At 65.6% G+C, this 14,288-nt stretch carries 12 protein-coding genes; 8 read left to right on the top strand and 4 right to left on the bottom strand.

Annotated elements, in window-relative coordinates; genetic code table 11:
- Positions 1-37 precede the first annotated feature (37 nt).
- Positions 38-754, top strand: coding sequence for an SDR family oxidoreductase (locus HMPREF3157_RS06810; RefSeq protein WP_070435941.1), 717 nt, complete (start codon positions 38-40; stop codon positions 752-754).
- Here HMPREF3157_RS06810 and ppdK read toward each other — a convergent pair.
- From ppdK to purB, 3 genes are all read right to left on the bottom strand, one after another.
- Positions 751-3,483, bottom strand: coding sequence for a pyruvate, phosphate dikinase (gene ppdK / locus HMPREF3157_RS06805; RefSeq protein WP_070435940.1), 2,733 nt, complete (start codon positions 3,481-3,483; stop codon positions 751-753). The two genes, HMPREF3157_RS06810 and ppdK, sit on opposite strands and share 4 nt — an antisense overlap.
- A 146-nt stretch (positions 3,484-3,629) precedes the next feature.
- Positions 3,630-3,971: a metal-sensitive transcriptional regulator gene (locus HMPREF3157_RS06800; RefSeq protein ID WP_246816547.1), complete on the bottom strand. Its 342-nt coding sequence runs from the start codon at positions 3,969-3,971 to the stop codon at positions 3,630-3,632.
- A complete protein-coding gene (gene purB / locus HMPREF3157_RS06795) occupies positions 3,949-5,349 on the bottom strand; it encodes an adenylosuccinate lyase (protein WP_016663247.1) in 1,401 nt (466 codons plus the stop codon). The genes HMPREF3157_RS06800 and purB overlap by 23 nt, the downstream gene beginning before the upstream one ends.
- 55 nt (positions 5,350-5,404) lie before the next feature.
- Between purB and hisC the strand changes: the two genes are divergently transcribed.
- The 7 genes from hisC to HMPREF3157_RS06760 are packed head-to-tail and all read left to right on the top strand — an operon-like array spanning position 5,405 to position 12,850.
- The gene (gene hisC, locus HMPREF3157_RS06790; RefSeq protein WP_070435962.1) at positions 5,405-6,487 is read left to right on the top strand and encodes a histidinol-phosphate transaminase; all 1,083 of its coding nucleotides are present in this window, start codon (positions 5,405-5,407) and stop codon (positions 6,485-6,487) included.
- 31 nt (positions 6,488-6,518) lie between these two features.
- Positions 6,519-7,664 carry a thiamine pyrophosphate-dependent enzyme gene (locus tag HMPREF3157_RS06785; RefSeq protein ID WP_070435939.1) on the top strand — a complete coding sequence of 382 codons (1,146 nt, stop codon included), beginning with the start codon at positions 6,519-6,521 and terminating at the stop codon, positions 7,662-7,664.
- Entirely contained in the window at positions 7,661-8,644 is a 984-nt protein-coding gene (locus HMPREF3157_RS06780) for an alpha-ketoacid dehydrogenase subunit beta (RefSeq protein ID WP_070435938.1), read from the top strand. Before HMPREF3157_RS06785 ends, HMPREF3157_RS06780 begins: the two co-directional genes overlap by 4 nt.
- A gap of 36 nt (positions 8,645-8,680) precedes the next feature.
- Positions 8,681-10,054 carry a dihydrolipoamide acetyltransferase family protein gene (locus HMPREF3157_RS06775; RefSeq protein WP_070435937.1) on the top strand — a complete coding sequence of 458 codons (1,374 nt, stop codon included), beginning with the start codon at positions 8,681-8,683 and terminating at the stop codon, positions 10,052-10,054.
- 17 nt (positions 10,055-10,071) lie between these two features.
- A complete protein-coding gene (gene crcB, locus HMPREF3157_RS06770) occupies positions 10,072-10,635 on the top strand; it encodes a fluoride efflux transporter CrcB (protein WP_083288096.1) in 564 nt (187 codons plus the stop codon).
- Positions 10,632-11,024, top strand: a complete 393-nt coding sequence (locus HMPREF3157_RS06765) for a fluoride efflux transporter FluC (RefSeq protein WP_083288095.1) — start codon at positions 10,632-10,634, stop codon at positions 11,022-11,024. The genes crcB and HMPREF3157_RS06765 overlap by 4 nt, the downstream gene beginning before the upstream one ends.
- On the top strand, positions 11,021-12,850 hold the full coding sequence (locus tag HMPREF3157_RS06760; protein ID WP_070435935.1) for a copper resistance D family protein: 1,830 nt from the start codon (positions 11,021-11,023) through the stop codon (positions 12,848-12,850). The genes HMPREF3157_RS06765 and HMPREF3157_RS06760 overlap by 4 nt, the downstream gene beginning before the upstream one ends.
- On the opposite strand, the gene HMPREF3157_RS06755 is transcribed toward HMPREF3157_RS06760, so the two are convergent.
- Entirely contained in the window at positions 12,789-14,195 is a 1,407-nt protein-coding gene (locus HMPREF3157_RS06755) for an NAD(P)-binding domain-containing protein (RefSeq protein ID WP_070435934.1), read from the bottom strand. The two genes, HMPREF3157_RS06760 and HMPREF3157_RS06755, sit on opposite strands and share 62 nt — an antisense overlap.
- Positions 14,196-14,288 lie beyond the last annotated feature (93 nt).

Below are 14,288 nucleotides of genomic sequence, written 5' to 3'. Positions count from 1 at the left end.
GCAGGCTTCCTCGAGGCGAACGTGACACAGTGGGGTTATGACGAATTCGAAGCCCCGCATCCTGATCACGGGCGCGACGCGCGGCATCGGCCGCGCAACCGCCTTCGCGCTCCAAGACTTCGCCCACCTCGTGCTCGTGGGCCGCGACGAAAAGGCGCTCGAAGCGCTCGTCGCCGAGCTACCGTCGGCCGAATATGTCCTGGCGGACCTTTCCGATTCGCAGAAAATTATCGACGGCATGCGCGAGGCTCGCGAGAGCGGCGCCCTCGGAACGGGCAGCGGCGGGCTTGACGGCGCCGTGCTGAGCGCGGGCGTTCTCGCCGGCGACACGGTCGAAAACACCAAGCCGGGCGACTGGGAGTTCGCTCTCCACATGAACGTGACAGCGCAGGCCGTTCTCACCGCCCAGATCCTCCCGGAGCTTCGCGAGGCGCGCGGCACAATCGTGTTCGTGAACTCCGGCTCGGGCTTCACGTCGAAGCCCGGCAACGCCGTGTATTCCGCGACCAAGTTTGCCCTTCGCGCTCTTTCCGATGCGCTGCGCGAGGAAGAACGCGAGCGGGGCGTGCGCGTCGTATCGCTCCACCCGGGGCGCGTCGCGACAGACATGCAACGCGAACTGCGCGCCTACGAGGGTGGCGAATATGTGGAGAGCGACTACATGAAGCCCGAAACGATCGGCGGGGCCGTGCGCTACGCGCTCACGGCCCCGCCCGAGGCGAACGTCGACGTGCTCTCCATCCGCCCGCGCTAGTGGCTCATCTCGAAGTCATCCACGCTGAGCGTCGCGCGCCCCGCCTCGAGGCGGGCGACGGGCACGCGGAACGGTGAGCACGAGACGTAGTCGAGCCCGAGCCAATTGAAGAAGTGAATCGAGCTCGGGTCGCCACCGTGCTCGCCGCACACGCCGACGTGGAGGTCCGGGTTGACGGCGCGGCCGCGTTCGGTGCCGATGCGTACGAGTTCACCGACGCCGAATTGGTCGATCGACTCGAACGGGCTCGTGAGGAGGATGCCGTGCTCCTTGTAGGTGAAGAAGAAGCCAGCCTCGACGTCGTCGCGCGAAAAGCCCCACGTGGTTTGCGTGAGATCGTTCGTGCCGAAACTGAAGAATTCGGCTTCTTCGGCGATCTCGTCGGCACGAAGGGCTGCGCGCGGCAGCTCGATCATCGAACCGATCACGGTGGTGAGCTTGAGGCCCGTTTCCTGCGTGACCGCGTCGCGAACGGCGAAAATTTCCTTCTTGATCTCACGCAGCTCACGCACGGAGCTTACGAGCGGAATCATGATCTCGACCTGCGGATTCAGTCCCTCGGCGCGGGCCTGTGCCTCGGCCTCGAGGATCGCGCGGGTCTGCATGCCGAAGAGGCCGGGGATGGAAAGCCCGAGCCGCACACCGCGAAGGCCGAGCATCGGGTTCTGCTCGTGTAGGCGCTTCACGGCCTCGAGCACTTTGATCTCGTGATCGTTGTGCTCGCCGCGCTCTTCAGCCTTCGCGATCCGCACCGAGAGTTCGGTGAGGTCGGGGAGGAACTCGTGCAGCGGCGGATCGAGGAGGCGCACGGTCATGGGCAGGCCGTCCATCTCGCGGATCATCTCGAGGAAGTCTCCGCGCTGGAGGGGCAGGAGCGCGGCGAGCGCACCTTCGCGTTCCTCGGGGCTTGCGGCGAGGATGAGGTTCTCGACGAGCGTGCGGCGGTCGCCGAGGAACATGTGCTCGGTGCGCGTAAGCCCGATGCCCTGGGCCCCCATGTGGCGTGCCCTCGCGGCGTCCTCGGGGGTGTCGGCGTTGGCACGGACGAGGAGAGCGCGTTCGCGATCGGCGATGCGCATGAGCCGGTCAACGCTTGTGACGAGCTCTGCCTCTGCTTTGTCGAGCCCCTCGAGGCTCGTGGCATCACCGTCGTCGAGGCTTGCACCCGACTCGAAATAGGCGGCGACGGCACTCGGCTGCACGGGGACCTCTCCGAGGAATACTTCACCGCTTGTGCCATCAATCGACACGAGATCCCCGTCGCGCAGCACCACTTCACCATCGACGCGTACTTCGCGGGCGGCCTCATCGACCGTGAACGCCTCGACACCGCACACGCACGTGCGGCCGAGGCCGCGGGCGACGACGGCCGCGTGGGAGGTCTTGCCGCCGCGTGCCGTGAGCACGCCTTCGGCGGTGATCATGCCCGCGAGGTCGTCGGGGTTGGTCTCGCGGCGCACGAGGATCGACCGCGTGCCCTCTTTAGCGCGCGCGAGCACGTCCGCGGTGGTAAAGGCGACGTGACCGGTAGCGGCCCCCGGGGAGGCGTTCATGCCGCGGGCGAGGAGTACGCGCTCGGCATGAGAATCGAAGGCGGGGAACATGAGGCGCGAGAGTTGGTCGCCGGTCACGCGCATGAGCGCCTCGTTCTCGGTGATCGCTCCCTCGTCGAGGAGGGCGGTGGCGATACGGAACGCGGCAGCGGCGGTGCGCTTACCCACCCGGGTTTGAAGCATCCAGAGTCTGCCCGATTCGACCGTGAACTCGATATCGCACAGGTCGCGATAGTGCCGCTCGAGCTTTTCCATGATGCCCACGAGCTCGCGATAGTTCTCGGGAAGCAGGTTCTCCATATCGGGAAGGCTCAGAGTGTTGCGAATGCCCGCAACGACGTCTTCGCCCTGAGCGTTGAGGAGGAAGTCGCCATACACGCCGCGTGCGCCCGTCGCGGGGTCGCGCGTGAAGGCGACACCGGTCGCGCTCTGGTCATCGAGGTTCCCGAAAACCATCGAACACACGTTGACGGCGGTGCCGAGATCGTGGGGGATGCGCTCGGTGTTGCGGTACACGATCGCGCGCGGCGAATTCCACGAGTCGAACACCGCGTGGATACTCATGGTGAGCTGCGTGAACGGGTCCTGCGGGAAGGGCGAGCCGGATTCTTGCTCGATGATCTCTTTGAAACTCGCGACGACCCGCTCGAGGTCGCCTTCCGAGAGCTCGACATCGCTCGCGGCTCCCGCGGCTTCCTTCGCGTCGTCGAGAACCGCCTCGAATAGTTCGGCATCGATATCGAGCACGGTGCGGCCAAACATTTGGAGGAGCCTGCGGTAGGAATCGAGCGCGAACCGCCTCGAATGCGAGAGCGCCGCGAGACCCGCGAGCGTCTCGTCGTTGAGGCCGACGTTCAGAACCGTCTCCATCATGCCGGGCATCGAGACCTTCGCGCCCGAGCGCACGCTCACGAGCAGGGGGTTCTTTGGATCGCCGAACTTGCGGCCAAGGGTCGCTTCGACGGCTCCGAGTTCGCGTTTAACCTGGTCGGCAAGCGCGCTCGGCTCATGGCCGTAGCGCATGTAGTACCGGCAGGCGTCGGTCGTGATCGTAAAGCCTGGTGGCACGGGAAGCCCAAGCTGGGTCATTTCGGCGAGATTCGCGCCTTTACCACCGAGCAGGTCGACCTGCTCGCGCGAGCCGGCGCTGAAAGGGTATACGTACTGATCACTCATAGCTGACCGTCCTCAAACACATCATTGTGGGGCTGGGGTGGCACCATTGTGCGCCCGGGTGAGCCAGAGCGCGAGGACTTTAGGGCGCGCGGAATCCGGTGGGCCGGAATTTTGGGTCCGACGGTTACCGGCAACCGTCGGACCCTTTACATCAGGCGTTTGACGGCCGTGAGCACCTCGGTGAGTTTGGCGTCGATGACGGCGGGGGAGCCGTCGGCGGCCGCATCGCGCACGCAGTGGCGTACGTGGTCCTCGACGAGCTCGAGCGAAACCGACTCAAGGGCGCGCTTGACGGCACTGACTTGCGTGAGGACGTCGATGCAGTACGTGTCGTCCTCGAGCATGCGCTGGAGTCCCCGCACCTGCCCCTCGATGCGCCTCAGGCGGCGTACGTAGGCGTCCTTGTCGGCGTGATAGCCAGGCGTGGTCCCGTGCGGGGTCGAGCAGCAGTCGTTCATGCGCAGATCAGCCCTCGAGGTAGTCGACAAGCGAGGAGGCGAGCCCCACGTAGGTCGCGGGGGTAAGAGCGAGGAGTCGCTCGCGCTCCTTCTCGGGCAGGCCGAGCGACGTGATGAACTCTCGCATCGCGTCGCCGTCGACGCGCTTGCCGCGCGTGAGTTCCTTGAGGCGTTCATACGGTGAATCCATACCCTCGACCCCCTGAATGCCGAGGGTACGCATGACGGATTGGACGGCTTCCCCGAGGACCTCCCAGTTGGCGTCAAGATCGCGTGCCATCTGCTCGGCGTCGGTATCGAGGCCGGCGAGCCCGCGCTTGAGGTTAGAGATCGCAAGGAGCGAGTGCCCGAAGGCGGGCGCGATGTTGCGCTGCGTTGTCGAATCAGTGAGGTCGCGCTGAAGGCGCGAGGTCACGAGGGTCTGGGCGAGGACGTCGAAGAGCGCCCCCGAGATCTCGAGATTGGCTTCGGCATTTTCGAAACGGATCGGGTTCACCTTGTGCGGCATGGTGGAGCTTCCCGTGCCGCCCTGGGCGCTCAGGCGCTGGCGGAAGTAGCCGAGCGAGATGTAAGTCCACATGTCGGTCGCGAGGTTGTGCAGGATCCGGCCCGCACGCGCGACATCAGAATAGATCTCTGCTTGCCAGTCGTGGCTCTCGATTTGGGTCGTGAGCGGGTTCCACGTGAGGCCGAGGTGCTCCACGAAGCTCTTCGCGATCGCGGGCCAGTCGGTGTCGGGTACGGAGATGACGTGGGCGGCCCACGTGCCGGTCGCACCGTTGATCTTCCCGAGGATCTCGTCGCCCCTCAGACGCGCGATCTGGCGCTCGAGGCGGTAGGCAAACACGGCGAGTTCCTTGCCGAGGGTCGTGGGGGTCGCCGCTTGGCCGTGGGTGCGGCTCAGCATGGGGATGTCGGCGCATTCGCGTGCAAGCTGTGCGATGTCGGCCGTCAGGTCCGTGAGCGCGGGCAGCCACACGTCGTGAAGGGCGCCCTTGACCATGAGGGCGTAGGAGAGGTTGTTGATGTCTTCGCTCGTGCAGTAAATGTGCACGATTTCGGCGAGGGGCTCGAGGCTCGTGCCCGCGAGGCGGCGTTTGATGTAGTACTCGACGGCCTTGACGTCGTGCACGGTTTCACGTTCGATCTCGGCGTGCTCGGCGATGCCCTCGGCGCCGAAGTCCTCGGGAATTCGGCGAAGGAGCGCGCGCTCGTCGTCCGTGAGCGCGCGAAGGCCGGGAATCGCACCCTGGTCCAGGAGGTGGATCATCCATTCGGTCTCAACGACGATGCGGGTCCGGTTGAGGGCTGCTTCGCTGAGGTGGTCCACGAGCGGGGCGACCTGGGCGCGGTAGCGTCCATCGAGTGGGGTGAGCGGGAGGGCGGGGTCAATGTCACTAAGGCGCATGCTGCCATTTTGGCATGGACCGCGCGTGAGTGCCCCCGGCACGTACCATTCGTGCATGGCCGAAAACATTCACGTGCGCGCAACCCTCGAGACAATTCCCTCGTACGTTCCGGGCAAACCGGCGCCGGCGGACGCCTTTAAGGTGAGCTCAAACGAATCGCCTTTCGCGCCTCTCGCGCAGATCCGCGAGGCGCTCGAGAGGGAGCTCGCCGGTCTCAACCGCTACCCCGACATGTCCGCGACCCGGCTTCGCGAGGCCCTCGCTGCCCTCCACGGTGTCGCGCCGGCCCAGATCCACGTCTCAACGGGTGCCTCGGCCGTCCTCGGCGACCTCGTGCGAGCGCTCGCCGACCAGGGGGATGAGGTGGTCTTCCCGTGGCGTAGCTTCGAGGCCTACCCGATCCTCGTCCAATCTCATGGCGCGAAAGCCGTCCCGGTCCCTCTCAACGCGCGCTACGAGCACGATCTTGAGGCGATGGCCTCGTGCGTCACCTCGCGCACGCGCCTGATCCTGCTGTGTTCGCCGAATAATCCGACGGGAACGGTGCTCGGAACTGCCGAGCTCGAGGCGTTTCTCGAGTCCGTACCCGATACCGTCACGGTCGCGCTCGATGAGGCCTACATCGAGTTCGCGGATCCTGACGTGCGCGCGGACTCGGCGAGCCTTTTCGAGCGCTTCGCAAACCTCGTGCGCGTGCGCACGTTTTCGAAGGTCCACGGCATCGCGGGACTCAGGCTCGGCTACGCGATCGCCCACCCGCGGCTCGCGGATGCGCTGAATAAGGTCGCGATTCCATTCGGCGCCTCGAGCCTCGCGCAGGTAGCGGCGTGCGCCGCACTCGAGGAGCCCGCGTGCAGCGAACTCGAGCGGCGAGTCTCGTGGATCCGTGCGGAGCGCGCGCGAGTCGAGAGTGCGCTCGCGGGCCTCGATCGTGGCTGCGCGTACGTGCCCTCGCACGGCAACTTCGTGTACCTCCCGCTTGGACAGCGCACGGCCGAGTTCGTGGAGTTTGCGCTTGAGCGCGGCCTCGTGGTGCGTGGCTATGGGGCCGACGGCTGCCGGATCACAATCGCGGAGGAAGCCGCAAACTCGCGCCTGATCGATGTCGTGAAGGAGTGGGGGGACCAGACAAGCTGAAACCTACGCGACCGTAGGTTAGGCTTGGGGGGTGAGTGTTTTCCAGACCGCGATACCGAATCCAGCCTCAAGCGAGCCGACGCTCCAGCTTCTTTCGCCTGATGGCACGCGCACGCCACACGACGAGCTCGATGCCGCGCTCGCGCACCTCGACTTCGACGACCTGCGCGGTTTTTACCGTGACATGGTGATCGTTCGCGCCGCCGACCACGAGGCAACCTCCCTCCAGCGCCAGGGGCAGCTCGGCCTGTGGGCGAGCGCCGTGGGCCAGGAGGCCGCGCAAATCGGTGCCGGGCACGCGGCCCGTGCGCACGACTACCTCGTCCCGACCTATCGCGAACACGGCGTCGCGTGGGCGCGCGGGATCGAGCCGTGGAAGCTTCTCGAGGTATGGCGCGGAATCAACCATTGCGGCTGGGACCCGCGCGAGCTCATGACCCACCCGTACATGATCGTGCTCGGCGCTCAAGCCCCCCAGGCTGTTGGTTATGCCATGGGCATCACCCGGGATGGTGCGTGCGCAACGGGCGACCCCGAAACCGACACGGCCGTTCTCGCACTCTTTGGTGACGGTGCGAGCTCCGAGGGCGAGGTGTCCGAGGCTTTCACGTGGGCCGCGAGCTTCGAGGCGCCGATCGTGTTTCTCACGCAAAACAACCAGTGGGCGATCTCGACCGCAACGAGCGTACAAACGCGCGTTCCGCTCGCGCAGCGCAGCCGTGGCTGGGGCATCCCTTCGGTGCGCGTTGACGGCAACGACGTGCTCGCGAGCTACGCCGTGAGCCGTCTCGCGCTCGATGCCGCGCGCGGGGGGAAGGGGCCGCGCTTCATCGAAGCCCTCACCTACCGTATGAACGCGCACACGACGAGCGATGAGCCGCGCATTTACCGCGGTGAAGATGAAGAGAAGCACTGGGCGACCCTCGATCCGATCGCGCGTTTCGAGGCGTACTTGCGGCGCGAGGATCAGCTCGATGACGCCTTCGTGGAGCGCTGCAAGGAAGAGGGTCACGATCTGTCGATGAGCCTTCATCACCACATCCACGCGCTCGAGGATCCGGATCCGGTCCAGATTTTCGATCACGTGTACGTTGACGAGCATCCTCTCGTGGCAGAAGAGCGCGCCGAGTACATTCGCTATACCGAACAGTTCGAAGAGGAGGGCGAGGGCAAGTGAGCGTCGAAAAGCTTCCGATCGCCCGAGCGATCAACCTGGGGATCCGCGATGCGATGCGCGCGGACGAGAAGGTCATGCTCATGGGCGAGGACGTCGCCCGGCTCGGCGGCGTATTCCGCGTGACGCAGGGGCTGCTCGACGAATTCGGTGCACTGCGTGTCGTCGACACGCCGCTCGGCGAGGCCGGAATCGTCGGCACTGCGGTCGGACTCGCCTATCGCGGCTACCGGCCAATCTGCGAGATCCAGTTTGATGGCTTCGTGTTCCCCGCCTACAACCAGATCACGACTCAGCTTGCGAAGACTCACTACCGCACCGAGGGGCGCGTGCGCATGCCCGTCGTTGTCCGCATTCCCTACGGAGGCGGCATCGGCGCGGTTGAGCACCATTCGGAGAGCCCCGAGGCACTCTTCGCTCACACCGCTGGCCTGCGAATCCTTACCCCGTCGAACGCTAATGACGCCTATTGGTTGACGCGTCAGGCGATCGAATCCGACGATCCCGTCATCATGTTCGAGCCCAAGCGCCGCTACTGGGTCAAGGGCGAGGTCGACACCGACAACCGCCCCGCCCTCAAGCACTACGAGGCGAACGTTGTGCGCGAGGGTGCGGATCTCACGCTCGTGGCATGGGGTCCGACGGTTCCCGTGGCCCTCGAAGCTGCCCAGGCCGCAGAAGAGGACGGCCTGTCACTCGAAGTGATCGACCTGCGAAGCCTCAACCCGATCGATTTCGACTGCATTCAGCGCTCGGTGACGAAGACGGGCCGGCTCGTGATCGTGCACGAGGCGCCCGTGTTTGGCGGCCTCGGCGGGGAAATCGCGGCGCGCATGACCGAACGCTGCTTCTATAGCCTGGAGGCGCCAGTGATGCGTGTGGGCGGTTACCACACGCCGTACCCGCCGGCACGCATGGAGCACGCCTACCTCCCCGACCTCGAGCGCGTGCTCGACGCCGTTGACCGTTGCCTCGATTACTGATTCACCGAGCACTGATTCACCCCGAAAGGTTCCCTCATGAGCAGCATCACGCAGATTTGCCTCACCGACCCCGGCGAGGGCCTCACCGAGGCTGAGATCATCGAGATCAAAGTCAAGGAGGGGGACCGGGTCGAGATCAACGACCCGGTCGTGACGGTCGAGACGGCCAAGAGCGCCGTCGAGCTTCCCTCGCACGTCGCAGGCATCGTCGCCAAGGTGCACGTGAAGGAGGGCGATGAACTGAACGTGGGCGAGCCCATGTTTGATATTGAGACCGATCCGGAGGCTGGGGAGGCGTCGGAATCCGACGCTCCCGAAAAGGCCGACGCTTCCGAAAAGCCCGAGGAGACTGAACCGAAAACCCTGGTGGGCTACGGCGCGCGCGAGACGCCCACACCGCGTCGCAAGAAGCGCGCGATCGCGCAGAGCGGTGCGGAACCGCAGGTCCCGATCGATCGCATCCTCGCGAAGCCTCCCGTTCGCAAGCTCGCGAAGGATCTTGGCGTTGCCCTCCACGACGTGCTCGCGACTGGGCGCGGCGGAGTTGTGACTCGCCAGGACGTGATTGCAGCGTCCCAGCGCTCGCTCGACGGCGCCCCCGAGCAGGCGGGCAGCTACTTCCCGAGCGAGGAGAAGCAGGCACCCGACAACCTCGCTGGCCACATGAAGACCCCGAAGAGCCAGCCGTTCCCCGGCGTGACGAGTGACGAGGAGACGACGCGCGTCCCGATCCGCAGCGTGCGTAAGCGCACCGCGGAGGCGATGGTGAGCTCGGCGTTCACGGCTCCCCACGTCACGGTGTTCAACGAGGTCGATATGACCGAGACCCTCGAGCTTCTCGACACGCTCAAGAAGAGCCGCGAGTGGAAAGACGTCAAGATCTCCCCGCTCGTCGTGCTGGCGAAGGCACTGCTCGTGGCGATCCGCCGCAATCCCGAGGTGAACGCGTCGTGGGACGAGGACAACCAAGAGATTGTTTATAAGCACTTCGTCAACCTCGGTATCGCCGCGGCAACCCCGCGCGGCCTCATCGTGCCGAACATCAAGGATGCGCACCTGCTCACGCTGCGCGAACTAGCGGTGAGCATCAACGATCTCGCCCAGACGGCACGCGCGGGCCAGACGCCGCTTTCGGCAACTCGCAACGGCACGATTACGATCACGAACTTCGGCGTGTTTGGCATTGATTCGGGCACCCCGATTCTCAATCCCGGCGAATCCGTCATCCTCGGCTTCGGTGCGATCAAAGACAAGCCGTGGGTCGTCGATGGCGAGATTGTCCCGCGCAAGGTGTGTTCGCTTGCCTTGAGCTTTGACCATCGTCTGATCGATGGCGCGCTCGGCTCCGAGCTTCTTCGCGACGTCTCTGCGGTTCTCGAAAGCCCGAGCCTCGGGCTTGTGTGGGGCTGACGTACGCTAGAGCGGTGATGGACGACCAAGAAAGACGCGAACGCCTCCGCCGCGAAGACCCGCTCATGCGCACGGCCGAGTTTTCGGCCGTCACGAGCACTGAGACGACCGCGATTCGCACCGTGCGCGTGCAGCCCAAAGCCCTTCCTTTCCGCAGGGGATTTTGGTGGGTGGCACTCGGTGGCGCCATCGGCGCGGTTATGCGCTACGCACTCGCCGTCATCCTCCCCACGACGACGACGCTCACACTCGTTGATCTCCCGTGGGGAACCCTCGCTGCAAACATCCTCGGCTGCTTGATCCTCGGGGCGCTCACCGGGTACTGGGATGAGAACCCTCCGAAATACGCGCAGCTCCAGCTCGTGCTCGGCACGGGCTTTTGCGGTGGGTTCACGACGATGAGTACGTTCACGGGGGAGATTGCCGCGATCATTGGCGCGGGCTTTCCCCTCGAGGCCTTCAAGTACGTGACCGCGAGCGTCCTCGTGTGTGTGCTTGCGGTCGTGGGTGGGCTGCTCGCCGGCGCTCGCGTGGGCGCGATGAGCGCACGCGAGCATATCGAAAGGGGCGAGGAGTCATGATGACTGCGTTGATCGTCGCGTTCGGTGCCGCCGTCGGCTCCGTCGTGCGGTACGGCCTCACGTTCATCCCGGCCCTCACGCGCCCCTCGGGTCCCGATCAGGAACCCTCGCCTATCCCGTGGCCGACGTTCGTCGCGAACGTCGTCGCCTCGTTTTTGCTCGCGATTGTGTTGCGCCAGCTCGGTGGCAGCACCGACTTCGTGTCCGCGAGCTTTGCGGCGCTCTTCGGCACGGGCTTTTGCGGGGCACTCTCGACCATGTCGACCTTCATGCTCGAAGTTGTGAAGCTCGTGCGGTCGCGTGCGACGGTGACCGCCCTCGGCTACTACGCGCTCAGCCTCGGATCGGCACTCGCGGCGTTCTGGCTCGGCATTGTGGTGACCGCGTGAGCCGTGCGCACTCGCGCGCGGTGCTCGCCGCGCTCCTTATCGCGATCGTCGCCCTCGCGGGCGGCGCAGCCGTAGCGCTGGCCGGTGCCCGTTACGCGGCGGGAGACGCAGAGATTCTCCTCGTCAACGCTGGCCGCGCGACCGAGGCCCTGCTTCCCGTAAGCGCAGCTCTTGCCGCGGCCGCGGGTGCGCTCACGCTCGGCGGGTCGATTCTTGCGGGGTGGCTGCTTGATGCTTCGCCGGAGAGCGGGGCGTGGTCGGCTCGCGCACGAGCGCGCGCCATGACGATCGCGTTTACGAGCGCTATCGTGTGGACGCTCCTGCTCGTTGTGCAGTTCATTCTCGCGTACTCGCTCTCGTCTGGACAGCCGCTCTTTTCCGCACATTTCGGCTCCGACATCGGCGTGTTTGCCGCGAGCGACCTCGGAGTCTGGAGCATGACCGCGATCGTCGCTGCGGCCCTCGCAAGCGCGGTCGGGGTCTCGGGGACAAGCGCGCGCACGGCGCGCGCAACGACGCTCACGGCCCTCGGGGCGATCGTCGCCAAGGGAATGACGGGGCACGCCGCGGGAAGTGTGAGCCACGAGAGCGCGACGAGTTCCATGTTCTTCCACCTTTTGGCGTTCTCGGCCTGGGTGGGGCCGCTACTCGTGCTCCAGTTTCTTCCCGCTCTTGAGCCGGGAGACGAGCCTGCAATGCGCCGCACGATCGGGCGCTTCTCCTCGCTCGCCCTCGTCGCGTGGATCGCCCTCGCGGTCTCTGGACTCCTCGCGATTCTCGCGCGCCTGAGCGCCATCAGTGAACTCCTCACCCATCCATACGGCCAGCTGGGCCTCGCCAAGGCGCTGTTGCTCCTCGCGCTCGGCGCGTGTGGTTATGCTCAGCGTCGCGTCCTCGCCCGGCGCGCCACGCTCGGCCGCTCCGGCTTCCGCGAATTGGCGCTCTTTGAAATTCTCCTCATGGGTGCGGCGATTGGGTTGGCCGCGGCGATGTCGAGCGCGCCACCACCCGCACAAAACATTCCGCCGCCCGCCACCCCCGCGGGGATCCTCACGACCTATGCGCTCCCGCCCGATCCGCGCAGCCTTGCCGTGCTTGCGCAGATAAGGCCCGATATTTTCGCGATTGGCGCCTCGATCCTCGCGCTCACGTGGCTTCTCATGCGCGGCATCGCTCGGGGCGTAAGCGTGGCTGATCGCCGCTGGCTCATCCTCGCGCTCGTGCTCTACCCGCTGCTCGCCTCGAGCGCGCTTGCGGTCTATTCCCGCGTGCTGTTCAGCGCGCATCTCGCGCTCGCGCTTGCGCTTGCGATACTGCCCGGAAGCGCTCTTGGAATGGGGGTGGACGATGCCGCGCTCGCGAAGATTCGGGGTGTGCTCAGCAAGCGTCGGGCCCTCGCGTTTGCCCTTTCGCTGGTGCCAGCGCTCACCCTCGCGTGCGCCTACCTCATCCCGGCGCTTATGCGGCGGCTTCTCGAATCCCACCCGGCGAACCTCGGGCTTGATCTCGCGATGATCGCGTGCGGCGCCCTGCTCGTCGTACTTGTACGCGCAGGGCAGAAGTGGGCCTTCGGGACCGGACTCGCGGGGATTGTCCTTGTTCTCGCCGTCATGGCACTTACGCCGTACGCGATCGCACCGAGCTGGTTTGGTGCGACCGGCCGCACGTGGCTCGCCGATACGCTCCGCGACCAGCATTGGGGCGCGAGCGTCGCCGGAGCCATCATCGTGCTCTACGGCGCCGCGGTTTTCGCCGCTTTAGCCCTTACTTCTCGAAAATCGCGCGTGCGGTCGACAGGCGCGCCAGCAGACGTTCGCGGTCGGTGAGCGGGAGACGAATCGGCTGATCCTCGGGCAGTGAGTCGAGTGCGTTCTGCTCGGCCCACGGCGAAAGCTCCGCGATGCGCGTCGAACGGGTGGCGGTGCGCACGCGCGAGGCAACCCCTGAGAATGCGCCGCGAAGCCCCTTTTCGCTCGAGCGGGGAGCGGTGCGGCGCACGTCGGCGTCGGCGCGCGACTTGAGCTTTTCAAAGCGTGCGAGAGCGGGGGAGGTGGTGCCGGTCTCGATTTCGTCGAGGAATTCCTTCGTGGCATATGCCGCGATGTCCGCCTGTTGCGTGAGGATCGGCGTGACACCGCCGAGCGCGCGCACCTGGCCAAGGACGGCGAGGTCGCGGCGCGAACGCGGGAAGGCGCCGAGGAAAAGATCGCTCGTGTATTCGGGATCGAGGTAGTCGGCTCCAGGTTCGTAACCGGTCGCGAACACGATCAGCTCGAAGCGGTCAAAGGGCAGGTGAGCCGAGTCCTGAAGGATTTCGATACGGCGGTCGTTGACGAGTGTGAGGAACGAATCCGACACGATCGGTTCATCCTCCATGACCGAGACCTCGGGCTTGGGCAGCCCCACGTTTTCGGGGCGGCCGATCGCGCGCTCAATGAGCTTCTCGGCGACCGTGTCATTAAAGGCTCGGCCGAGGAAGGTCGGCTCGAGGCGGGCAAGGGAATCGCCCGCGAACGGACCCCACGTGCGCGGAACGACCCAGTGCGCTTCGGTGGGATGAAGGGCCACGCGACGATTCGCCTTCGCGAGCTCGACGGCGATATCGGCCGCCTCCTGGCCACCGCCGATCACGAGCACGTCCTTTTCAGTAGTGTCGTCGCCGCCCAGGAAGTTCTTCGAGTGGATTGTGCGAACGCCAGACTCGCGGGCCTCGTGCCACAGTGGCGGCAGGAAGGGACGCTGCGAGACCCCGTGGGCCGCGATGATCGCGGTGTACGGGCGCACCTCGCCCGAGGAGAAATCTACTTCCCACTCGCCCTCGCCGAACGAGCGGATGCTGCGCACCGCTTTGTTGGGTTCAAACCGTTCCGTGAGGCCGTGATGGGAGGCGTAGGCGCGAAGGTAGGTCGCGTATTCGTCGGTCGAGGGGAACGAGGGGAAGCTGACGGGCATGCGAAGATCCTCGAACTGCGTATGCGACTTCGAGGTGGCAAGCTTCATGTTCGGCCAGGTCGGGGCGTCCTCGTTAGCGATGTTCCACACGCCACCCACGTGGTTTTGCGCATCCACAAGGTCGAAATCCACCCCGAGGGAGGAGAGGGCGGCAGCGGCCGCGAGACCCGAGGGGCCGGCTCCGATCACGAGAACGGATCCGCGTGTGAGTGCAGTCATGGCGGGGGTGTGCCTTCCAGAACGACGCAAGATTAACGTTCCACATGTTAGGGCGCTCGTGTGCAAAAAAGCTGTGATGGGAACGGTCTCCTT

Origin of the sequence: Dermabacter sp. HMSC06F07 (assembly GCF_001807345.1) — a bacterium.
Classification (GTDB): Bacteria; Actinomycetota; Actinomycetes; order Actinomycetales; family Dermabacteraceae; genus Dermabacter; species Dermabacter hominis.
The sequence above is the reverse complement of the archived record's forward strand: the minus strand, read 5'-3'. Positions and strand labels throughout refer to the sequence as shown.